Raw genomic sequence first — 23,879 nt, 5'->3', positions numbered from 1 at the left:
AGTCCCTGTTGAGTTCCGTTTTCGGCTTGCGGGGGGGGGAGACCTGCTTAGCTTATTCTGACGTTATTTCGCACTAATAGATCGGACAACCATGACTAGCACAATCGCCAACACGCAGCGCTCATGGATCGGTCAGTACAAGATTCTGACCGCTATCATCGCCCTTTTTGTTCTCGGCTTCACCGCGATCCTCACGGGGTGCTCGAGTGACTCTCCGGAGACCGCCCCCGCCACCACCGCGTCCGAAAAAACGGACAATCCTGCTAAGGACACCGCCGAGGCCGAAGAAGAGGAAACGAAGTCCGCCGAACCGGAGGAGACGACCACCCCCGAGGAGCCCGCTGCGACCATTGGCACGCCGGTCGAGGTCGGCGATTTTACCGTAACAATTGAAGGCATTGAGCCTGGCATTGCCGAAGTCGGTAACGAGTACTTTGGCGCCCAGGCCCAGGGGCAGTTCGTCATCGTGAGCGCGTCCATCCTCAACAACGGCAACAAAGCCGAGAGGTTCTTTACCGACTCTATGAAGCTCATCGACGAGCAGGGCCGCGAGCACTCCTACTCGAGCGAAGCTGCACTTCACATCGAAGGCTCGTGGGGTTTGGACGAGATCAATCCGGGCAACACGCTGTCCGGCAAGTTCGTCTTTGACATTCCGGCAGACAGCACCCCGACGAAGGTTCTCCTCGAAGCAGGCTTCCTTGGCAAGGACGTCGAGGTCGCACTCAGCTAAACGACGACGCGGCGACCAGCGCCTTCACCGCTGCGAAAGGGGCACGATCCCGCGGGTCCGAGCAAACGCTCAGCCGGGGACCGTGCCCTTTGGGTACATCACCCTCACCGGCTTAGGCAGATTAAAATATTTTGGACGATTCCGGGCCGATCTCCTCATATATGAAGATCGGCCCGGAATCGTCCAGTAAATTCAAATCCGCGGAACGCTCCGGTCCCGCGGCACGGCCCGAGCCGTGACAGATGCGACGGGTGGGCCGATTGTGGCTGGTGTGAAACAGTGACTGGTAGCCTGGCGCCTGCGCTTGCGACCTGAAGCGAAAGTGCCCGCCGGCGAGCCGGCGGGCACCCCGATCGGTGACGTTCTACTTTCGGTGCGCCCGGTAGTACTCGATGAGGCCGCGGGTCGAGGAATCCTCGGCAGCGATCGCCGCCTCGTCGCCCTCAACGGCGCTGGTCAGCTCCTTGGCCATCGCCTTGCCGAGCTCCACGCCCCACTGGTCGAAGGAGTCGATACCCCACACGATGCCCTGGACGAACGTGATGTGCTCGTACAGCGCGATGAGCTGGCCAAGCACTGACGGGGTCAGGGTCGGGGCCATAATCGACGCGGTGGGCTTGTTGCCCGGGAAGACCTTCGCGGTCACCAACTCCTCGGCTACGCCCTCCGCGCGGACCTCGTCGGCCGTCTTGCCGAAGGCGAGCGCCTTGGTCTGGCCAAAGAAGTTACCGAGGAAGAGCTCGTGCTGGTCGGCATCCCCGTCCTTGAAGTCGAAGGTGGGGTTGGCAAACGCAATGAAGTCCGCCGGGATGAGCTGCGTACCCTGGTGGATGAGCTGGTAGAAGGCGTGCTGGCCGTTCGTGCCCGGCTCACCCCAGAAGACCTCGCCCGTGGCCGACGTGACCGGCGTGCCGTCCCAGCGCACGCGCTTGCCGTTCGACTCCATCGTCAGCTGCTGGAGGTAGGCCGGGAAGCGGTGCAGGTACTGAGAGTAGGGCAGTACGGCGTGCGTGGGGGCGCCCACGAAGTTGACGTAGAAGACGTTGAGCAGGCCCATGAGCAACGGCACGTTCTGCTCGGCCGGGGCATCCGCAAAGTGGCGGTCCATCGCACGGAAGCCGGCCAGGAAGTCCTCGAAGTACTCCCGGCCCAGCGCGATCGCTAGCGACAGGCCCACGGCCGAGTCGACCGAGTAGCGCCCGCCCACCCAGTCCCAGAAGCCGAAGGCGTTGACCGGGTCAATCCCGAAGGCCTCGACCTTGTCCAGCGCCGTGGACACGGCCACGAAGTGCTTGGCCACGGCGCCGTCCGTCGGCGCCCCCTGCTCCTCGAGCGTGCCGAGCAGCCAGGAACGCACCTGGCGGGCGTTGGTGAGCGTTTCGAGCGTCGTGAACGTCTTGGACGCGACGATCACCAGGGTCGTCTCCGGGTCGAGCCCCTTGAGGGTCTCCCCCACGTCCGTGGGGTCAATGTTCGAAATGAAGCGGCACTCCAGCCCGTCCTTCACGTACGGCTTGAGCGCCTCGTACGCCATGACCGGGCCCAGGTCCGAGCCGCCGATGCCGACGTTGACCACGGTCTCGATCCTCTTACCCGTGACGCCCGTCCACTCACCGCTACGCACCTTGTCCGCGAAGTCGAACACGCGCTCGAGGACCTCGTGGACGTCGTCGACGACGTTGCGCCCGTCCACATCTACCTCCTCACCCTTCTCGCGGCGCAGGGCGGTGTGCAGGACTGCGCGGTTCTCGGTGACGTTGATTCGCTCGCCACTGAGCATCGCGTCACGACGCTCGGCCAGGTTCACTTGGTCAGCCAGCTCCAGGAGCGCGGCCTTGACTTCATCGGTAAGGAAGGTCTTCGACAGGTCCACGTACAGATCCGCGGCCTGGAAAGTGAAATTCTTCGCACGGGTTTCATCCTTAAACCACGCGCGGAAATCGACGTTGAGGCCCGCCTCAAGGTCGGTCAGGCGAGCCCACGCGGGCGTCGCAGTTGCATCAATCGGCGCTGTCATAACTCTCCTCCTGAAAGCTAACAAGTGCCCCCATTCTACCCAATCGCGCCGGGGCAAATATGACAGAATTGGGCGTGACGCAAATGTGAAGGAGATGTCGTGGATAGCAACACAAGCGCCCCGGAAGTGAAGATAGGAATCCTGACTTCGGGTGGTGATGCACAGGGCATGAACGCGACGGTTCGCGCCGTTGTTCGCACCGCGCTCCAGCTCGGCGCCACGCCCTACGCATTCCTCGAAGGCTGGCGCGGCCCCGTCGAGGGCGGGCATCTGATCAAGAAGATGGGGTGGTCGGACGTCTCCTCCACCATCAACAGGGGCGGCACCGCCATCGGCACCGCGCGCTGCGACGAGTTCCGCGAGCGCTCGGGCATGAAGAAGGCCGTGTACAACTTCGTGAAGAACGGTATCGACCGCCTGGTCATCATGGGCGGGGACGGCACGCTGACGGGCGCGGACGAGCTGCGCGAGCTCTGGCCCGAGCTGCTGGCTGAGCTCGTGGCCGAAGGGGCGGTGTCGGAAGAGGAGGGCCAGCGCCACGCGAAGCTGCTCATTTCCGGCGTCGTCGGCTCGATCGACAACGACCTGGTGGGGACCGACATGACCGTGGGCACCGACTCGGCCCTCACCCGCATCATCGAAGCGATCGACGCGATTGCGGCGACGGCGGCCTCCCACCAGCGCACGTTCATCATCGAGGTCATGGGCCGACGCTGCGGCTACCTCGCCCTCATGTCCGCCATCGCCGGCGGCTGCGACTACGTCTTCATCCCCGAGCTTCCCCCGGCCGACGGCTGGGAGGATGAGCTGGCGGAGAAGTTGCGCCTGGGCCGCGAGAACGGCCGGCGCGACTCGCTGATCGTCGTCGCCGAAGGAGCCTCCGACCGCGCCGGCAACAAGATCACAGCGGAGGACGTTCGCACCGCGATCAAGGATCGCATGGGCGAAGACCCACGCATCACTTCGCTCGGCCACGTCCAGCGCGGCGGCACTCCCTCGGCCTACGACCGCTGGATGCCCACCCTGCTCGGCTACACCGCAGCCTGGGACCTGGTCCACGCCACCCAGGAGACCGAACCCGTCATCATCGGCACCCGGCGCAACAAGATCGTCCGTCTGCCCATGATGCAGGCGATCCAGAACACGCGCGCCGTCAAGGAACATCTCTCATCTGGCGACTGGGACGCCGCCGTGACCTCGCGCGGCAACCACTACCAGGAGATGATCGACCTCTTTGCCACACTCTCCTCTCCCGTGGCCCCCGAGCGCCCGGAGGGTTCCAAGCGCATCGGCATCCTCCACGCCGGCGGCCTCGCGCCCGGCATGAACCCGGCGGCGCGCGCCGCCGTGAAGTTCGGCATCGACCGCGGCTACACCATGCTCGGCATCGAGGGCGGCTTCCCGGGCCTCGTGGACGGCAGGATTCGTGAGCTCAAGTGGCACGACGTCGAAGGGTGGGCCGAGGACGGCGGCGCCGAGCTTGGCACCCGGCGCACGATCCCCGACGTCGACCAGTACTACGCCCTCGGCCGCGCGATCGAGAACGCGCAGCTGGACGGCCTGATCGTCATCGGCGGTTTCAAGGGCTACAAGATGGTCTACGAGATGCACAAGGAATCCTCACGATACCCGGCGTTCAAGATCCCGATTGTGCTGGTGCCCGCATCGATCGACAATAATTTGCCCGGCTCTGAATTCTCGATCGGCACCGACACGGCGCTGAACTGGAACACGGAGACGATCGACCGCATCCGCCAGTCCGCCTCCGCCTCCCGGCGCTGCTTCGTGGTGGAGACAATGGGCCGCAAGTGCGGCTACCTCGCCCTCATGTCCGCGCTCACGACGGGCGCCGAGCAGGTCTACCTCTACGAGGACGGGATCACGCTCAGCCAACTCGCCGCCGACACGCAGAAGATGATCCGCTCCTTCGAGGCCGGCCGCCAGCTCTACTTGGTGGTGCGCAACGAGGACGCTTCGGAGTACTACAACGCCGACGTCCTGGCCAACATCTTCGAAGAAGAGGGCGGGGACCTGTTCGACGTGCGCTCGCTCCTCATTGGCCACGCCCAGCAGGGCGGCAACCCCTCACCGTTCGACCGCACTCTCGCAGTTCGTCTGGTCAACACTGCGATGACCGTGCTAGATCGGGAGCTTGCCGGCAAGGGCAGCTCCTACCATGTAGGCATGGTGGACGGGCACATCGAAGCCCAGCCGGTGGCACACATGGACGAGCTCATCGACATGGAAGACCGCCTCCCCTTCGAGCCCTGGTGGCACCCGCTGAAGGAAGTCCTCTACGTCGTGTCCGACCCCACGGCCGATCTGGAGCTGGCCCAGTTGCCGATCGTCATCGACGGGGCGGAGTCCTAACTAGCGCGCCGCTGGTCCGGGCTTCGGCCTACAGGACCGGCGGCGTGTTTCCCCACGCGGCCAGCATGAACAGGGCCGCGGCGCACAGGCACAAGATGGTGGCGTCGTGTGCCTTGGACCGCACGCGCGGTACCGCTCCGTCCGGGAGCGTTACGCGGGCCACGGCGATCGCCACGCACGAGGCGCTGAGCGCATAAACCGCCCGCTGCACGTCGAGCAGGAAGCCAGTGGCGATGATCGCGCCCACCCATGCCACAAGGAGCACGTAGACGATGGCGGGCGGGAACTTACCGCCGGCGTACTTGTCCATGTCTCTCCCTTCGGCTCGCGTGACGATCATACTCTAGCCGCCGGACGAGACGCGGACTCAGTGCGCGAAGTGACGCGTGCCCGTGAGGTACATCGTCACCCCGGCAGCCTTCGCCGCCGCGATGACCTCCTCGTCACGGATCGAGCCGCCGGGCTGGACCACGGCACGGACGCCGGCCTTGGCCAGTACCTCGAAGCCGTCGGCGAAGGGGAAGAACGCGTCCGACGCCGCCACCGCGCCACGCGCCCGCTCCCCGTCCCCGAGGGTGTTGGCGCGCTCGACGGCCAGCTTGCACGAGTCGACCCGGTTGACCTGGCCCATGCCCACGCCCACCGTCGCACCCTCGCGCGCCAGCAGGATCGCATTGGACTTCACGCAGCGCACTGAGCGCCAGGCGAACTCGAGGTCGGCCGCGGTTTCGGCGTCGGCGGGCTCTCCCGCCACAAGCTCCCAGCTGACGATCTGGTCGCGTTCACCTAGCGTGTCGCGCTCCTGGACCACCGCGCCGCCGCTGATCGGGCGGATATCCAGCCCGCCCTCGGTCGGCGCCACGCGCAGGATGCGCAGGTTCTTCTTGGTCTGGAGCAGGGCGAGGGCGTCGGGATCAAAGTCGGGCGCCGCCACCACCTCTGTGAAGATCGGCCCCAGCTGTTCCGCCATCGCGGCCGTCACCGGTCGATTCGCGGCCACCACGCCGCCGTAGGCCGAGAGCGGGTCGCAGGCGTGAGCGCGGGCGTGAGCGGCGGCGACGTCGTCGGCAATCGCCACACCGCACGGGTTAGCGTGCTTGACGATCGCCACAGCCGGCTCGGGGTGGTCGTAGGCGGCGCGCAGGGCGGCCTCGGTGTCCTGGTAGTTGTTGAAGCTCATCGGCTTGCCGCCCAGCTGGGTGGCGTGGGCGAGCCCGGCGCCGCTTGCGTCCTCGTAGAGCGCGGCGGCCTGGTGCGGGTTCTCGCCGTAGCGGAGGTCGGCGGCCTTGGTCCAGCGCGGGGCGAGCTCGGCGGGAAGGGCATTCGCCCCGGCCTGGCCGGCGAACCACGCCGCGATCGCCGAATCGTAGGCGGCGGTGTGGGCGAAGGCGACGGCCGCGAGCTCGCGCTTGAACTCGACCGTCAGCCCGCCGGCGGCAAGCTCCTCGGCTACGCGCGCGTACTGGGCCGGGTCGGTCACCACGGCCACGTCTCGATGATTCTTCGCGGCCGCGCGGATGAGAGCCGGCCCGCCGATGTCGATCTGCTCTACGCACTCCTCAGGCGCGGCGCCCGAGGCCACGGTCTGCACGAACGGGTACAGGTTCACGACCACGACGTCGATCGCCTCGATCCCCAGCTCCGCCATCACCTCGTCATCGGTGCCCCGGCGTGCGAGGATGCCGCCGTGGATGAAGGGGTTGAGGGTCTTGACCCGGCCGTCGAAAATCTCGGGGAAGCCGGTCACCTTCTCCACGGGCGTGACGGGCAGCCCGAGCTCCGCGATCGCCTTCGCGGTTGAACCAGTGGAAATCAGGTCATATCCTGCCTGCTGCAACACCTGGGCGAACTGCGCAATGCCGCTCTTGTCCGAGACTGAAATCAGGGCGCGGGCCATGAAACCTCCTTGAGTCGATGGCTTCAGCCTATCGACGCCCCCTAGTCCCGCTCGGAGCCGTCCACTCCTAGAGCACTTTCTGTCTCACCTTCCGATACGGCGACGTCTGAGCTGGTCGGCGCGTCCTCGCCCTCAGTGGCGTTCGGCTCGGCTTCCGTCTGGGCGGGCTCGGCTTCACTGCCCTCGACGGCCGGTGGGTTTGCAGGCTCGTTGCGCTCTTCCGTGTTCGCGGCAACGCCGTCGTCGCCGGAAAGCTCGTCCTGCCCGGCACGCTCATCGTCCTCAGCCCGCTCGGCCGCGCGCTCCTCAGCGCGGTCCTTGACGGCCTGGCGGCGGTCGGATGCCCATTCGGCGGTCGCCTCGCTGCGGGCCCGCAGGAAGGTGAGTGTCTGGGGATGAACGAGCGCGCCCAGGAGGTAGGGCAGGCCAAGCACGAGCAGGGCCATGCCGAACATCACCGGCGGCACGGGGCCGGTCTGCGCCAGCCGCTCCGGGCCGATCGCGCCCGTACCCATCGCCGCGAGGGCCGCCACCACGAAGGCACCGATCAGCGCCGCGAGGGCCGAATCAAGCAAGGAAGCTGGGAGCGACTTCTTCTCCCGCCGCGTGACCACCGCCCCCACGATCAAGAAGATCGCCGCGAGGACGCCGAGCATCCACGGGTACCCATCCCCCACCGACGGCAGCGCACCCAGTAGCGGAATTGCCGGCAGCGGCGCCGACTCCACGCCCAGCACCGAAAAGTGCGTGCCCTGCCCCACGGAAAACCCCGGGCCGAGCAGCCACGCCAGCGCCCAAATAAACGCCGTGGGAAGGTAGGCCAGCTGGACGAGGAGAAGCCCGGCCGTGCCCACGGCGCCTGTCAGGTAGTAACCGTGAATCTGGGTCATGCGCGACCAGCCGCCGACGAACGCGACCGCCACGGTCGCCGTCGTGAGCACCGCGAGCACGCCCAGGAACACGCCTGTGCGAGGAAGGGCCCGCGCGAGCCACGGCCAGACCAGAAGCTCATCGCGCCCGGCCCAGGCAGCCGTGACGCCACCCATGATCGCCCCGCCGATAATCGCCGGCCACCACACACCTTCGGGCCGGACGGCCACACCGATGAGCGCCACCACGGCCGCCTGCGCAATCGCCGCGGCAGCCACCTCGCCCCAACGCGCCACCAGCCGACGCCGAAATACCGCCACGCTCGCATAGACCATGATGAGCGTCATAAGCGTGGGCATGAGCGAGATCGCCACGCCCTGGATCTCAGTCTGGCCGCCGAGCGTGGTCATCCACCACCCGGTGCCCATGCGCGCCACGTCGTGCCACGTCGTCTCACCCAACGTGGGTGCCGAGGCCGTCAGCGTGTAAAACACCGTGGCGATCACGGCCATCGCCAGCCAGCCGAAGGCCAGCGGGGCGATCGCACCGCGGGCGACGGTCAGTTCGCGGGAAAGGTCAATGGTCTTCACCCTTCCATCGTTGCGCGAAGTTTCGGGGCGTGCGCCACGTGGGCCGGGCGTGTTGCCCACTTGGCCTACTCGGGCGAATGACAAGGCCGGCCCACACGCCGCAAGCCAGCGGCCGGCCGAGGCATCCGCCCCGGCCGGCCCCACGAAAAAGCTACGCGCTACTTCAGCAGCTCGCGCGCCAGGTTCGCCGTCTCCGTGGGGGTCTTACCCACCTTGACGCCTACGGCCTCAAGGGCCTCCTTCTTCGCCTGCGCAGTGCCCGCCGAGCCGGAGACGATCGCGCCCGCGTGGCCCATCGTCTTGCCCTCGGGGGCCGTGAAGCCGGCAACGTAGCCCACGACAGGCTTGGTCACGTGCTCCTTGATGTAGGCCGCCGCGCGCTCCTCGGCGTCGCCGCCGATCTCGCCAATCATCACGATCAGCTCGGTCTCCGGGTCCTCCTCGAAGGCCTTCAGCGCGTCGATGTGGGTGGTGCCGATGATCGGGTCGCCGCCGATGCCGATGCAGGTGCTGAAGCCGATGTCGGACAGCTCGTACATCATCTGGTAGGTCAGCGTGCCGGACTTCGACACCAGGCCGATCTTGCCCGGGCCCGTGATATCCGGGGGCGTGATGCCCACGTTCGACTGGCCCGGCGTGATGATGCCCGGGCAGTTCGGGCCGATGAGCTGCACGCCGCGCTCGTGGGCGTAGGTAAAGAACTCCGCGCTATCCTTCACGGCGATGCCCTCGGTGATGATGACAACCAGGCGCATGCCGGCGTCGACCGCCTCGATCACAGCCGCCTTGGCAAACGCCGGGGGCACGAAGATGACCGACACCTCGGCACCCGTGGCCTCCTTCGCCTCCGCCACCGTGCCGTAGACCGGGATGGAGACCGTGCCGGCCTGGCGCTCCTCGGCACCGTACCCGATCGGCGTGACCTCAAAGTCCACGGACGTGCCCGCCTTGCGCGGGTTCGTGCCGGCCACAATCTGGGTCCCCGCGCCGAGCATGCGGCGCGTGTGCTTCTGCCCCTCCGAGCCGGTCATGCCCTGGACGATAATCTTGTCTGACTTATCAAGAAAAATAGCCACGTTGCTCCCCTACTTCGCTGCCAGCTCGGCCGCCTTGACGGCGGCTCCATCCATCGTGTCCACTAAAGTCACCAGTGGGTGGTTCGCCTCGTTGAGGATCGCCCGGCCTTCCGCCACGTTGTTGCCATCGAGGCGCACAACGATCGGCTTGGTGGCCGCGTCCCCGAGGATCTCGAGCGCCTTGACGATGCCGGTGGCCACCTGGTCGCATGCCGTGATGCCACCGAAGACGTTGACGAACACCGACTTCACATCCGGGTCTCCGAGGATCACGTCCAGGCCGTTCGACATGACGGTGGCATCCGCGCCGCCGCCGATGTCGAGGAAGTTCGCCGGGCCCACGCCGAACTTTTCGCCCGCGTAGGCGACGACGTCGAGCGTGGACATCACCAGGCCCGCGCCGTTGCCGATGATGCCCACCGAGCCGCCCTCGAGTTTGACGTAGTTGAGGCCGAGGGCCTTCGCCTTGGCCTCGAGCGGGTTCTCGGTCTGCTTGTCCACGAGCGCCTCGTGCTCGGGCTGGCGGAAGCGGGCGTTGTCATCCACGGTCACTTTGCCGTCGAGCGCGATGATTTGACCGTCCGTGGTCCTGACCAGAGGGTTGACCTCCACGAGCGTGGCGTCCTCGCCCGCGTAGACCTCGCCGAGTTTGACGATGACGTCGGCTACCGCCCCCTTGAGTTCCTCCGAGAAGCCGGCCGCGTCCACGATCTCACGCGCCTTGGCCGCATCCACACCAACGTTCGGGTTGACCGGGACCTTCGCGAGCGCCTCGGGGCGCTCCGCCGCGAGCTGCTCGATCTCCATGCCGCCCTCGACCGAGCACATGGCGAGGTAACGCCGCTCGGAGCGGTCGAGGAGGATGGAGAAGTAGTACTCCTCGGCAATGTCCGCGCCCGACGCGATGAGGACGCGGTGAACGGTGTGGCCCTTGATGTCCATGCCGAGGATCTCCTCGGCCTTCTCCCTGGCCTCTTCCGCGCTGCGCGCGAGCTTCACGCCGCCCGCCTTGCCGCGGCCGCCCGTCTTGACCTGTGCCTTGACGACCACCAGGTCGCCGTCCTTGAGCAGCTCCGTCGCCGCTTCAAATGCTTCATCCGATGTTGCCGCAACTCTGCCCGCCAACACGGGCACTCCGTGCTTGGCAAAAAGGTCGCGTGCCTGGTACTCGTAGAGATCCACGAAGTGTCCTTTCGCTTGGCGAACGTCCCCGATTGTCTCGACGCCGAGACATCTCTTTGAGCATAGCGAAATATCTTCTCCGCCGCTCACTATTTGGCGTACTTTCCTACTTCCCTAGCTCGGCGAGCGCGGCTCCCTTCCCGAGCGTCAGTTCCGCGGAAAACTTCTCTATGGATTCCTTCATGAGGTTGCCATAAAAATTCGCGCCCTCGATCGAGGTATGCGTGGCGTCCACCTGCAGCAGGTTCGGGTTCTCGGAGGCCGCCTTGTGCCAATCGACCAACATGACGTTGGGGTACTCCCCGGCCACCTCAGCCAGCGCCTCGTTCGAGGAGTCGATGAACGTGGAAGGCGAATACAGGTTGACTAACAGGACCATTCGGTCCGGGCCGAGCGCCTGGATGACGGCGCGCACCACGTCCGCATCCGACACGCCCGCGTTCGTGCCGTAGTGGAGGATGACGACGCGTCCGATCGAGCCGTCCGCGAGCCCCGCCTGCACCACCCCGAGCGCCTCGGACCACTTCAGGTTCGAGCGCGCCAGGAACGTGATGCCCGGCATCGCGTACTCCAGGCCCGTCTTCGAGGCCGCCACCATCGAGTCCCCAATCGCGGTAACTTCCGGCCACGTGGGCATCGAGGTGTCGAGCGTCGGCGAGAGCGAGGTTTCCGCAGGGTTGAGCGGGACGTCCGCCTGCGGCGTCATGCCCTCCCCAATCGTCGTGTCCTCATTTTGCTCGATCGTGAGCTGGGTCTGGCTCTTCGCCGGCGCGACCACCAGCCCCACACCCGTCGCCACGAGCGCGATCGCCACGACACCGGCGCCCACCTTCCCTGCTACCGTCTGCCACACCTCACCATAGGCCCATGCCAACGATGCACGGATGCCCCGCTTGCGCACCGGGGTCTCGAGGTAGCGGTAGGAGACCTCGCAGATCGCGGCGGTGAGGGCCACCGCGACCAAAGAACGTAGCAGGTAGGCCACCGACCCGAAGGCCACCGGGTAGGCAACCCCGACCATCACGAGGACCGGCCAGTGCCACAGGTACAGGCCGTAGGAGCGCGTGCCGATCCAGCGCGGCACGCGCCATTCGCCCATCATCGCCAGCACGGAGCCCGGAACGAGCATGGAGGCGATGAGCACCACCGCCAGTAGGGAGGCGAGGAACATCCCGCCCACGTAGGCCCACGGCCCGGTGTCCGGCAAGATCAGCATGAAGACGAGGAGCAGGGCGAGGGCCGCCCACCCGTACCAGGCGGAGAACTGGCGCCAGTGGGCTCGCCCGAGCAGGCTCCCGTCCGCCCACAGGAACGCCAACCCGATGCCGATCGCGATCCCGAACAGGTGGGTGTGAGTGCCGTAGTAGACCGTGGTGGCGTTGGTGCCGTTGTAGAGCACCATCATGAGCCCGGCCGATCCGAGGGCCAACCCGGCCGCGAGGGCGACGCGCGACCGCCAGCCGGGCAGTAGCGCCAGGACCACCAGCATGAGCAGCGGCCAGAATAGGTAGAACTGTTCCTCTATCGCCAACGACCAGAAGTTTTTGAATAGGTTGGGCGTGGTCTGGTCGAAATAAGAGGAGCCGTGGGCAATCTCCAGCCAGTTCGTGGAGAAGGTCAGGGCGCCAAGCACCTGGCGCCGCACACCCACCAGCAGGTCCCTGTTGATCGCGAGCGCGACCGGCACCACCACGAGGATGAGGGCCACGAGCGCAGGGATGAGGCGCCGCAAGCGGCGCTGCCAGAAGGCTTTGAGGTTGATGTAGTTATTCTTCCGGTCCTCGCGCAGGAGCAGGGTGGTAATAAGGAAGCCGGATAGGACGAAGAACACGTCCACGCCCAGGAATCCGCCCCTGACCAAGCCGGGGAACAAGTGGTAGGCGATGACCGCCGTCACCGCCAGAGCGCGCACGCCGTCCAGGCCGGGAATGTAGCCGCCGTGGTCGGACATGGACGAGCCGAGGTCCGCGGCCGACGCCGGCCGCGGACCGCCGGAGGCGCGCCCGCGCCCAGCCCCTCGATCCGCACCCCGCCCGGTCCCCGGCGGCTCAGAGGCTTGCCTCGCATCGTGCGCGGGGCGAGGGGTATGCAATCCGTAACTCATGAGACCTTCTCCAGTGGTGCGAAGCGCAACATGAGGCGCTTGGTGGGCCCCGACTTGAACGTCACCTTCGCAATCGTGGACCTGCCCTTGCCCTCGAACGCGATGATCCTGCCGACCCCGAAGGACTTGTGGCGGACCGTGTCGCCCACGGCCAGCCCGCCCGTCTCAGGCACGTCGCTCGAGCTCGGCGCCTGACCGGCATCGGCCTGCCGGTCCGCCCCGCCAGCGCCAGCCGCGCCTGCCGAGCCAGCCGCGCCCGACGTCGTCGTGCCTCCGCCCTGCCCCACTCCGCTCTCCTGGCCGAACTTTCCGGGCACGAACGCGCGCCCGTCGCCGGCGCCGAAAGCCGGGGCGAAGTCGTCATCGAAAGAATCGGAGTAGCGCGAAGTGCGCCGCGAGCCGGACCAGCCATTCCCCCAGCCGGTACCGTGGCGCAAGGTCTGCATGGCCGATTCGTCCCGCCGCCACTCGATCACGCCCTCCGGGATCTCCTCCAAGAAGCGCGAGGCCGGTAGCTCCTGGGGCGCGCCCCACTGCGAGCGCGCCCCCGCGCGGGTGACGTACAGACGCTGGCGGGCGCGCGTGAACGCCACATAGGCCAGCCGACGCTCCTCCTCTAGCTCCTCGGGCGAGTTCATCGCGCGGATGTGCGGGAACGTGCCGTCCTCCATACCCGTGACAAACACGACCGGGAACTCCAGACCCTTAGCGGTGTGAACGGTCATGAGGATGACCTCCCCCTCGCCCCCGTCCTCATCCGGAATCTGGTCCGAGTCAGCCACAAGCGAGACCTGGTCGAGGAAATCGCCGAGCGTGCCGCCCTCATTGACCACGAGGAAATCGGAGGCCACGGAGTGGAACTCGGCCAGGTTCTCCACCCGCACCTCGTCCTGCGGGTCATTCGACTTCTGCAACGTCGCCAAATACCCGGAGCGGTCCATCACCTCATCGAGCACGTCCGCCGGCGCCGCACCCGCCTCCGCCTTCGCGCGGATCTCCTCGAGCATGAGCGCGAACTCCCGCATCGCGTTGATGGCCCGCGCCTGCAGGCCCTCCACGGGCGCGCGCCCAGCCTCGAGGGCGGAATCGGGGTGGGCGACGTCGGCAAGCGCCGCTCCGAACGAGATCCCAAAGCGGGCGGCGTGTGCCGCCACCGCGTCCTCCGCCTTCACCCCCAACCCGCGCCGCGGCTCGTTGAGGATACGGCGGATCGAGACCGTATCATCCGGGTTGGCGATCGCGTGGAGGTAGGCGATCGCGTCCTTGATCTCCTTGCGCTCGTAGAACTTGGTGCCGCCCACCACCTTGTACGGGATACCCGAGCGGACGAACATTTCCTCCAGCGCCCGCGACTGAGCGTTCGTACGATAGAACACGGCCACCTGGCCGTAGGTGTAGCCCTTGCCGCGTAGCGAGTCGATCTCCTCCACGATGAAGGAGGCCTCATCCGACTCCGCGTCGGCCACGTAGCCCACAATCTTCTCCCCGCTACCCGAATCCGTCCACAGCCGCTTCGGCCGCCGCCCGGCATTGTTCGCGATCACCGCGTTCGCAGCCGACAGGATGTTCTGCGTGGAACGATAGTTCTGCTCGAGCAGGATCGAGGTGGCGTTCGGGAAGTCCTGCTCGAAGTCCTGAATATTGCGGATGGTGGCGCCACGGAAGGCGTAGATCGACTGGTCCGCGTCCCCCACCACGGTCAGCTCCCCGTGCGGATCGTCCCCCTCATCCCCCACAAGCACGCGGATCAGTTCGTACTGGGCCACATTCGTATCCTGGTATTCGTCCACCAGAATGTGGCGGAAACGCCGCCGGTAGTACTCGGCAATCGCCGGGTTATCGCGCAACAGGTTGACCGTGAGCATGATGAGGTCATCGAAATCCACCGCGTTCGCCGCCGTGAGCCGACGCTGATAGCCGGCGTAAGCCTGGGCGAGGACCCGCTCGTCCCGGTTCAGGTTGCGCCGCTCGAATTCCCACGCCGTGACCATCTCATTCTTCAAGTCCGACACCTGGCGCAGTAGCTTCTTCGCCGGGAACTGCTTCGTGTCAATGTTCTCCTCGCGCGCCACCATGGTCATCAGCCGGTTCGAATCCGCCGCGTCGTAAATCGTGAACGTGGAGCGCATCCCCAGCGCCTCGTGCTCCGCGCGCAAAATCCGCACGCACGCCGAATGGAAGGTGGAGATCCACATCCGCGTGGCCGACGGGCCGATCATCGCCTCCAGACGCTCGCGCATCTCCTTCGCCGCCTTGTTCGTGAACGTGATCGCGAGGATCTCCCACGGACGCACCTTCCCCGACGAAATCAAGTGCGAGATGCGGGTGGTGAGCACCCGCGTCTTGCCCGAGCCCGCACCTGCCACCACGAGCAAGTGCCCGCCCTCATGCACCACCGCTTCGCGTTGCTGGGGATTCAGCCCCGCGAGTAGCGGATCCTCGGTAGTAGGGGCGATCAGCCCGGGAGGCGCGGCTACCGGACGGCGGACATCATTGGCTTCCTGCGCTGCCGCGACACGGGCTCGCAGGCGCTCCATAGCGTTTTGATAAGCATCAGACATAACGACTTCAGCTTAATTGACCCCTCCGACAAACTTGTCAGGCGCCCCGTGCGCCGCGGATTTCTGCGCAAATCCCAGGCTTGTGCGCGAAGTGTGCCACGGCGTCGTTCACGACGCCGTGGCACGCCCCGCTGGGTGCACGATCCGACCGACCGCGCGCCCACTCGCCCTAGCTCAGGTCAACCATGCGGCCCCAGCCGTGGCCGACCTCGGTGGCCGGCCCCCAATAGCCCGTGCCCGTGTTCTTGTAGAAGAACAGCTTGCCGTCGTCACGGACGCCGATCAGATCATTCAGACCGTTGCCGTCCCTGTCGCCGGGAACCGTGACGTTGACAAACGGCTCCCAGCCACCGCCAATCTGGCCCGCGCTTACCAGCGCCCCGCCGAACGTGCCGGCGTAGGCGAACATCTTGCCATCCGAACGGATCGCCACCACGTCCGAGTTCGCATCGCCGGTGAACTGCCCCGTGCCCACGATCACGGTCATATCCGACCAGCCGTGGCCGATCTTCGTGCCGTTCGACAGGCCCGCGCCGCTGATCTGGTAGCGGTACAGGTCGCCCGTGGCCTTCTGCCGCGCGATCACGTAGTTCGTGGACGAATTGCCGAGCTTGCCGGCGAAGGACACGTTGTCCATCGACGTCCACCCGTGGCCCACCTGGGCACCCTTCGACAGGAACCCGTTGCCGGTCGAGTAGTAGTAGAAGGCGTCGCCGTCGGCGGTGATGGCGAGCAGGTCGGCCCGCCTATCGCCGTTGACGTCCGGGATCGCGGTGATCTCCGCCAGGTCCACGTCCGGGCAGTGCACCACGCCCTGGTGCACCATCCCCGCCCCGCGGCTGGCGTAGAAGTGGATCGCGCCGTCGTCGGACAGCGACCACATGTCCGCCAGGAGGTCGCCGGTGGCCTCACCCAGCAGGTTCGTGGCGCGCGCCGGCCGAACCGGCCCCGCCATCGCCTCGCACTGCGGCGGGGTGGGGTTCTCCGGCTCCTCCGGATCCACCGGACCGCCGGGGTTCTCCGGATCCTCCGCGACCACCAGGGTCACCTGCGCGCTCACGGCCTTGTCCGTATCCCCGCCCACGACCATCGTGATCACGCCACCGTGCGTGCCCGCGGGGAGGGCGGCCGCCGCGTCGTCGGGCAGGGCGAACTCCCACAGGCCCGCCTGCGCGCGGTTGTTGTTGTTCGCATCGTTCGCCGGCAGGTACGGCCGCATCGACGTTGCCGTCAGCGCCATCGGCTCAAGCCCGTCGAACGTGACGGTCGCGCTCACGCCGTCGGCCGGCGTCGCGGGCGAGTACCCGTAGCCGACGACGCCGTCGGGCACGGCCACCGCACGCACCAACGGCTGGTGGTTGATCCCGTAGGCGTAGAAGTCGGCGCCCTGAACCGTCAGCGCCGGCATGGTGTCCGCGAGCCGCGTGCGCAGGTTGTTGATCCGGCCCGTGCGCAGGTTCTGCGGGGTCCACCCGACCTCGGCCGCCGCCATTGCGCGCGGGAACGCCGGGAAGAAGAAGTCCTGGATCGAGCGCACGTGCTCGTTCCACATCGCGCCCTCGATGCCGAGAAGCTGGCCGGGCTGCAGGCCTATGTCCGCCTCGGGATCGTAGTTGTAGAACTGCTCCAGGCCACACGCGCCACCGCACGCCCAGGTCGCGCCCCAGATCCCCGGGCCGGCCTTCTGCGGGAAGTACAGGTTGGAGGCGTGCGAGAAAATGGCCTTGCCGCCGGACGCGGTGAGCCCCGCGGCGAAGCTCGCCTTGGCGCCGTTCCACAGCTGCATAACGTCACCCTGCTGCGGCACGTTGCCGTTCGGCGCCCACGCGTTCCACCCGATCGGAGTGACGTCGAACTCGCGAACCATCGCTGAGGCCTCGCGCAGGAACTCAACCGCGGCACCCGGGTTGGCCTGGTCCATCTTGTGCGTCTCGTCGCCGCCGATGTGGAAGTACTCGCCGCCAACAATCCCTTGCACCTGACCCACCACGTGGCGCAGGAACTGCCACGTGTACTCCGAGTTCGGGTCGAGGTAGGACTCGCCCACGTCCGAGGTGTTCTGCGGCGGCGCCGTCACGTACTGGGACGGGTCGGTGATCGGCTGGCCGTCGTCGCCCACCGTGCCGTCGTGTGACGAACCGGGCGTGTTCAGCTGCGGGATCGCCTGGAGGATGCCCTGGCTGTGGCCGGGCATGTCCACCTCGGGCACGATCGCGATGTGCCGATCCGCCGCGTAGGCCACGATGTCACGCAGGTCGTTCTGCGTGTAGAAGCCGGTCACGCCGGGCTTCGAGTTCCGGTCGGTCGGCCCCATCGCCGTCTGGCCGCCGACGGCCGTCAGGCGCGTGTAATCGATGGTATCGCCGTCCTCGCGTCCATCATTCGTGATCTCGATGCGCCAGCCCTGGTCGTCCGTCAAGTGCAAGTGCAGGTAGGAGAACTTGTACATCGACATGACGTCGATGGCCTGCTTGACCTCGTCGACCGTGTAGAACGAGCGTGCCGGGTCGAGCATGATGCCGCGGTAGGCGAAGCGCGGGGAGTCCTCGATCGCCACGCTGGGCACCTGCCACGGGCCGGCCATCGGGGTGGTCATCAGCGCCCACGGACCCAGCAGTTGCAGCATCGTGCGGCCGCCGTTAAAGGCGCCGTGCGTGGTCGAGGCTGTGATCGTGGCGGCCTGGGCCGTCGTCTTGAGCGTGTAGCCCTCCTCGCCCAGACCCTCGGCGGTGTCAAACATGATGTCCGCGGCCGGGTCTACCGACTCGGCGACCACCGGCAAGTCAAAGCCCGTGGAGGCGCGCAGGATCTGCGCCACCTTCTCCGCCTCGGCCTGCATGTCCGCCGCGGCCACGATGTCAGAGGTGGAGGTCAGCTCGAAGGTTCCCGCGTCCGCGGCCTCGTAGCTAGCCGGCAACGGGACGAGCGCCGGAAGTTGCTCCGACTCGCCGACCGTGCCCAGCACCTCGATCTCCCAGATGCTGACGGGCCACTCGCTACGGTGACCGAGGGTGGTCATGCGCAGGTAGCGGCTGGTGACGTTGAGCTCGCTCGAGACCTTGTCCTGGAACTTGCCCTCGTACACCCCGTCGACATCCTGCCAGGTGGTGCCGTCGGCCGAGACCTCGAACTTGTACTTGGTGGCGAACTGGCGACCCCACGTGATGTTGACCTGCTGGATGTCCGCCGGCTGGCCGAAGTCGAAGGCGAGCCACACCGGCGGCTCCTTCTTATTCGCCGACCACCGCGACGCGTCCTGCGCGAACCACTTCGCCTCGCGGGTCGCATAATCCGTGCCGTCGTCGCCGTCAACCGCACGATCCACGGTGAAGCTACTACCGGACTCGTAGCCCGACGCCGTCACCACCGTGTCGGCAAGCTGTGCAATATTGACCAGTTGATCGTCATCGACCTCGGCCGTCGCAATCGACGTGGTGCCGAATGTCAAGAGAAGGGCCGCTAACGCCGCGAGAACCCGCATTTTTCCTCATTTCGCCATTGAAATAGTCAGCTCGAGGATATCAGGAAGGTGATACAAGCGCTGTCAATTGTGCGAAGCTGCAGATCGCGGGCGGTACGGGTGCCCGCCGGTTGGGCTACCGTCCGCCTTCAAACGGGAACGGCTCGAGCGGCGCAGCACCCCACGGGCAACCCCGGACGCACATTGATGTGCTTTGGCGTTAGGTCGCCGTTCTTCGCGGCGAGGACGGTACGGTCGCGGTGCTCGGCGAAGAAGCGCTCGAACTCCCGGACAGGTCCGGCTAGCTCATTCTCGGCGTATCCTCCCCACATGGCTACCGTGACGCCCGCACCCGCGATGAATTCCTTCGCGAGGTCAAGGGCAAAGGCGAGGGCCCACTCGCGGTCGCCGTCGGGCAATGCGGCCCAACACTCACGCACCTTCCCCCAGGTTCCAAGCGCCCTCCAACGACATGGCCGGATTAAAACAATCTGGACGATTTCAGCGCGATCTCTTCATATGCGAAGATGACGCCGAAATCGTCCAAATTATTCTAAAACGCCGCCGCCTGCCGCGGGCCGACGGCCACCAGGCCCCTGCCCGCAGGCGCCTACTCCCACTCGATGGTCCCCGGCGGCTTGCTCGTCACGTCGAGCACCACGCGGTTGATCTCATCCACCTCGTTAGTGATGCGGTTGGAGATCTTGGACAGCAGGTCGTAGGGGATGCGGGTCCAGTCGGCGCTCATCGCGTCCTCGGAGGACACGGGCCGCAGCACGATCGGGTGGCCGTAGGTGCGCCCGTCGCCTTGCACTCCCACCGAGCGCACGTCCGCCAGTAGCACCACGGGGCACTGCCAGATCTCGCGATCGAACCCGGCGGCGGACAGTTCCTCGCGCACGATCGCGTCCGCTTCGCGCAGGATGTCGAGCCGTTCGCGGTTGACGGCCCCCACCACGCGGATGCCCAGGCCGGGCCCGGGGAAGGGTTGGCGCCACACGAGCTTCTCGTCCAGCCCGAGCTCCAGGCCGATCGCCCGCACCTCGTCCTTGAACAGGTCGCGTAGCGGCTCCACGAGCTCAAAGTCCAGGTCGTCCGGCAGGCCGCCCACGTTGTGGTGAGACTTGATGTTGGCCGTGCCGTCCCCGCCGCCGGACTCCACCACGTCCGGGTAGAGCGTGCCCTGCACAAGGAACTTGATCTCCTTGCCCTCGGCGCCCGCCTCCTCAACCAGCGCGCGCTGGGCGGCCTCGAAGGAGCGGATGAATTCGCGGCCGATGATCTTGCGTTTGGTCTCCGGGTCCGTCACGCCCTCGAGTGCGGAGAGGAATCGCTCCGACTCGTCCACCGCCACCACGCGGATGCCGAGCGATCCAGCGTAGTCGCGCACCACCTGCTCGGCCTCACCCTTGCGTAGCAGCCCGTGGTCCACGAACACGCACGTGAGCTGGTCGCCAATCGCCTTGTGTACGAGCGCCGCCGCCACCGACGAATCCACGCCGCCGGACAGCGCGCAGATCGCGTGCTTGTCTCCCACCTGTTCGCGGATCTTGCGCACCTGGTCCTCGATCACCGACGACGAGTCCCAGTTCGGCTCCAGCCCCGCGCCCTCGCGCAAGAAGGCTTCGATCTGCTCCTGGCCGTACTCGCAGTGCTTGGCTTCGGGGTGCCACTGCAGGCCGAACAGGCGCCGCTCCACGTTTTCCATGGCCGCCACCTGCGCGCCCGGCGTCGTCGCCGTCACGGTAAAGCCCTCCGGGGCCCGCGTGACCGAGTCGCCGTGGCTCATCCACACGCTCGCCATGCCGCCGGCCGGGCCGGTCACGACGCCGTCCGCCACCATCTGCGCCGGGGCGTTGCCGTACTCCTTGTCGGCCCTGCCCACCACGCCGCCGAGCGCGTGCGTCATCTGCTGGAAGCCGTAGCAGATGCCGAGCACGGGGATGCCGGCCTCGAGGATTGCAGGGTCGAGCTGCGGGGCGCCCTCGGCATACACCGACGACGGCCCACCCGACAGGATGATCGCCACCGGCTCCTTCTCCAGCACCCGCTGCGCACTCCACGAATGCGGGACCAGCTCGGAGTAATAGCCGGCGTCGCGCACGCGGCGCGCGATCAGTTGCGCGTTTTGCGCTCCATTATCAATAACCAAAACTGGGCGTAGTTCACTCACCCCACCAGACTACCGCGTCAACAGCTCCAGTGTCCTGCGCGTTCGCACCACCACGGGCTCATCGTCCACCGGGTCGGAGAACTCCAACCCCGCTGCCAACAGTTGCGTGGGGAACGGCCGCCGCGCGGTCTCCTCCAGGCTCATCACGCGCGGGTAGAGCGGGTCGCCCGCGATCGGCGCCCCGAGGTAGCTCATCGTGGCACGCAGCTGGTGCAGCCGCCCCGTCACGGGTCGCAGCTCGTACAGCGCCAGCCCGTCCGTGAGCTCCCGCTCCTTCGCGACGAGCGTGCGCGCGTTTGGCACGCCCTCCCCCACGCGCACCGCGATCTCCCCCGGCTCCCGGGTCAGGTGCAGCTCCACGTTCACGACGCCGTCCGCGCCCCTCCCGCCCAGGGCCGCGGCGTGCCCAGGCCCGGCTTCGACGACGCCCGCCCGGCCCGCGAGCGCGCCCAGGTCGATCGATGGCGCCACCGCACGATAGACCTTGCTCACCTGGCGGGCGGCGAACATGTCCTGGTAGGGGCCACGCCAGCGCGGGTCAAGCGTGAGCAAGACGAGACCGGCGGTCTCGGCGTCGAGGCGATGGGCCGCGGAGACGTCGTCGTTGGCAAACTGGCGCCGGGCCGCGACGGTCACGGACCGGGCGACGTAGCTGCCGCGCGGGATGGTGGCGATGCCGTGGGGCTTGTCGACGATGATGAAGCGCTCGGCGCGGTGGACCACGTCGAGGACGATGGGGCGCTCGGGCTCGTCGGGGACGGGGCGGAAGATGTACAGGCGCGTGCCGGGACGGTACGTGTCGGCGGCGCAGGCCGGCACGGAAAAGCCGTAGAAGGCGTCCCCGTCGAAGATCCCGGCGCCCTCCGCTCCGAAGCGCTCCGCCGCCCACTCCCCGAGCGTTGCAAACTCACGCTCGGGAAGCACCACGGGCGAGGCGTTGATCCCGCCACGCAGGGCGGGCCGGGTGGCACGCTGGTACGCCGAGCGTCGTTGCGATCGTGGCCTGCGCCCCACGGCCCCTCCTTTTCCCTTGCGCTTTCCCTTGCGATCCGGCCGGAATCCCGGCCGGTGTCTCGCCCTTTGGTCCTGCACTTCCCGTGCACGGCTTCATATGGAATTATGCCGAAATTTGTTCATCCCCTACCCAAACGTGGGACGATAGGAACACGGCTCGGCCGTGGAACAAGATCATGAGAGAGGATGACATGACCAAGAGCGTCTACTTTACCGCAGCAGAGGGCAACTCCGGCACCCGCCCCGTCGTCCGCGCGGTCATCGAACAGCTCACCCAGGACTACCCCAAGCTCGGCCTCTTCCGCGCCTTCACCAACGGCCCGATCGACACCGACGATGAGTTCATTGACCTCATCAAGCTCGTGGGGCGCGAGGAAGACCTCGACATCGCGTGGGGCACCACCCGCCAGGCCTACGTGCGTAACGAAGAAGCGGCTATGACGGACCTCGTCAAGCGCTATACCGACTACGCCCAGAATTTCGACGCCGTCCTCATCCTCGGCCTCCTTGATGGCGATCCGGTCAACCCGGGTATGCTCGCCCGCACGGGCCGCGCCGCCGCCAACCTCGCCACCTCGGTGTTCGTGGTGGTCTCCGGCGCCCTGCGCACGCCCGAGCAGGTGGTCAACCTATCCCACCTCGTCTCGCGCGAGATCCAGGGCGAGAACGCGCCGATCTCGGCCGTGGCCGTCACCTCCGCCGAGCACCGGGTGGAGCAGGAGAAGAGCCCCGAATACGCCCACATTCCGATCGTCTACTTCTACGACGGCGAAGCCGTGGAGCTGACGGATACCGACAGGGCGATCGTGCGGGCGTCGATGGAGCACGGCTCGGACGTCATCACGCCGCTGAGCTTCACCGCCTCCCTCATCTCCCGCGCCCGCGCCCAGCGCAAGCGCATCGTTATGCCCGAGTCGGCTGATGACAGGATCCTGCGCGCGGCCGACGAACTGATCCGCCGCGAGGTGGCCGACATCGTGTTGCTCGGCGAGCGCGAGGACGTGCTGGCCCGCGCCGCCCACCTCGGCCTCGACCTCGATGGGGCCGACATCGTCTCCCCCGCCAACCCCGACCTCATCGCGAAGTACGCCGCCGAGTTTGCCCGAGTGCGCGAGAAGAAGGGCGTCACCTACGACCAGGCCGTGGAGACGATCAAGGACCTGTCCTACTTCGGCACCATGATGGTCCACATGGGGGATGCCGACGGCATGGTTTCCGGCGCGATCAACACCACCGCCAACACGATCGTTCCCTCCTTCCAGATCATCAAGACCAAGCCGGGCGCGGCTCTCGTCTCCTCCTGCTTCCTCATGCTCATGGAGGACCGGGTCTACGTCTACGGCGATTGCGCCGTGACCACCAACCCCACCCCCGAGCAACTGGCAGGCATCGCCGTGTCGTCGGCCGAGACGGCCGTGCAGTTCGGCGTCGACCCCAAGGTCGCGATGCTGTCTTACTCCACCGGCACCTCCGGCAAAGGCCCGGACGTGGACGCCGTCGTAGAGGCCACGCGCATCGCCAAGGAGCAGCGCCCCGACCTCCTCATTGAGGGCCCGATCCAGTATGACGCCGCCGTCGATGCCAAGGTCGCCGCCACCAAGCTGCCCGGCTCGCCCGTGGCCGGCCAGGCCACCGTGTTCGTCTTCCCGAACCTCAACGCCGGCAACATCGGCTACAAAGCGGTCCAGCGTTCCTCGGGCGCCGTGGCCGTGGGCCCGGTCCTGCAGGGCCTGAACAAGCCCGTCAATGACCTCTCGCGTGGCGCGCTCGTGGAAGACATCGTCAACACGGTTGCCATCACCGCTATCCAGGCCCAGAACTAATCAAAGGAG

General features: G+C 66.9%; 15 protein-coding genes. 3 read left to right on the top strand and 12 right to left on the bottom strand.

Annotated elements, in window-relative coordinates; genetic code table 11:
- The first annotated feature begins 91 nt into the window (after window positions 1-91).
- Complete coding sequence (locus QPC17_RS02425) at window positions 92-733, top strand: DUF4352 domain-containing protein (RefSeq protein ID WP_068538488.1); 642 nt, start codon at window positions 92-94, stop codon at window positions 731-733.
- 364 nt (window positions 734-1,097) lie between these two features.
- Here the strand turns inward: QPC17_RS02425 and pgi are convergent, their stop codons facing one another.
- Window positions 1,098-2,750 (bottom strand): glucose-6-phosphate isomerase, encoded by a 1,653-nt coding sequence (gene pgi / locus QPC17_RS02420; protein ID WP_070444974.1) that lies wholly within the window; start codon window positions 2,748-2,750, stop codon window positions 1,098-1,100.
- A 168-nt stretch (window positions 2,751-2,918) separates the two neighbouring features.
- On the opposite strand from pgi, the gene QPC17_RS02415 reads away from it, so the two are divergent.
- The gene (locus QPC17_RS02415; RefSeq protein ID WP_285347426.1) at window positions 2,919-5,120 is read left to right on the top strand and encodes a 6-phosphofructokinase; all 2,202 of its coding nucleotides are present in this window, start codon (window positions 2,919-2,921) and stop codon (window positions 5,118-5,120) included.
- Between the two features lie 28 nt (window positions 5,121-5,148).
- Here the strand turns inward: QPC17_RS02415 and QPC17_RS02410 are convergent, their stop codons facing one another.
- The 11 genes from QPC17_RS02410 to QPC17_RS02360 all read right to left on the bottom strand — a co-directional run bounded on the left by QPC17_RS02410 (window position 5,149) and on the right by QPC17_RS02360 (window position 22,047).
- A complete protein-coding gene (locus tag QPC17_RS02410; RefSeq protein ID WP_062613891.1) occupies window positions 5,149-5,430 on the bottom strand; it encodes a hypothetical protein in 282 nt (93 codons plus the stop codon).
- A 57-nt stretch (window positions 5,431-5,487) separates the two neighbouring features.
- A complete protein-coding gene (gene purH, locus QPC17_RS02405) occupies window positions 5,488-7,017 on the bottom strand; it encodes a bifunctional phosphoribosylaminoimidazolecarboxamide formyltransferase/IMP cyclohydrolase (protein WP_285347425.1) in 1,530 nt (509 codons plus the stop codon).
- A gap of 41 nt (window positions 7,018-7,058) precedes the next feature.
- Window positions 7,059-8,477: a cell division protein PerM gene (locus QPC17_RS02400; RefSeq protein ID WP_070447299.1), complete on the bottom strand. Its 1,419-nt coding sequence runs from the start codon at window positions 8,475-8,477 to the stop codon at window positions 7,059-7,061.
- Window positions 8,478-8,635: 158 nt separating this feature from the next.
- Window positions 8,636-9,553, bottom strand: coding sequence for a succinate--CoA ligase subunit alpha (gene sucD, locus QPC17_RS02395; RefSeq protein WP_068538493.1), 918 nt, complete (start codon window positions 9,551-9,553; stop codon window positions 8,636-8,638).
- Window positions 9,554-9,562: 9 nt separating this feature from the next.
- A complete protein-coding gene (gene sucC / locus QPC17_RS02390; protein WP_062613887.1) occupies window positions 9,563-10,735 on the bottom strand; it encodes an ADP-forming succinate--CoA ligase subunit beta in 1,173 nt (390 codons plus the stop codon).
- A gap of 106 nt (window positions 10,736-10,841) precedes the next feature.
- Window positions 10,842-12,839, bottom strand: coding sequence for an acyltransferase family protein (locus QPC17_RS02385; RefSeq protein WP_082661206.1), 1,998 nt, complete (start codon window positions 12,837-12,839; stop codon window positions 10,842-10,844).
- Window positions 12,836-15,376: a DNA helicase PcrA gene (gene pcrA / locus QPC17_RS02380; protein WP_285347424.1), complete on the bottom strand. Its 2,541-nt coding sequence runs from the start codon at window positions 15,374-15,376 to the stop codon at window positions 12,836-12,838. The genes QPC17_RS02385 and pcrA overlap by 4 nt, the downstream gene beginning before the upstream one ends.
- A 193-nt stretch (window positions 15,377-15,569) precedes the next feature.
- On the bottom strand, window positions 15,570-18,881 hold the full coding sequence (locus QPC17_RS02375; RefSeq protein ID WP_285347423.1) for a family 20 glycosylhydrolase: 3,312 nt from the start codon (window positions 18,879-18,881) through the stop codon (window positions 15,570-15,572).
- 128 nt (window positions 18,882-19,009) lie between these two features.
- Window positions 19,010-19,300, bottom strand: coding sequence for a hypothetical protein (locus QPC17_RS02370; RefSeq protein ID WP_143601962.1), 291 nt, complete (start codon window positions 19,298-19,300; stop codon window positions 19,010-19,012).
- A 170-nt stretch (window positions 19,301-19,470) separates the two neighbouring features.
- Window positions 19,471-21,033 carry a glutamine-hydrolyzing GMP synthase gene (guaA, locus tag QPC17_RS02365; RefSeq protein ID WP_062613882.1) on the bottom strand — a complete coding sequence of 521 codons (1,563 nt, stop codon included), beginning with the start codon at window positions 21,031-21,033 and terminating at the stop codon, window positions 19,471-19,473.
- A 9-nt stretch (window positions 21,034-21,042) separates the two neighbouring features.
- A complete protein-coding gene (locus tag QPC17_RS02360; protein WP_285347422.1) occupies window positions 21,043-22,047 on the bottom strand; it encodes a pseudouridine synthase in 1,005 nt (334 codons plus the stop codon).
- Window positions 22,048-22,238: 191 nt separating this feature from the next.
- Here QPC17_RS02360 and pta point away from each other — a divergent pair, with 191 nt between their 5' ends.
- A complete protein-coding gene (gene pta, locus QPC17_RS02355; protein WP_070445001.1) occupies window positions 22,239-23,870 on the top strand; it encodes a phosphate acetyltransferase in 1,632 nt (543 codons plus the stop codon).
- The last annotated feature ends 9 nt before the right edge of the window (window positions 23,871-23,879 follow it).

This window comes from Trueperella bernardiae (assembly GCF_030246965.1).
Classification (GTDB): Bacteria; Actinomycetota; Actinomycetes; order Actinomycetales; family Actinomycetaceae; genus Trueperella; species Trueperella bernardiae.
This window is presented reverse-complemented; position numbering and strand designations above follow the sequence as displayed.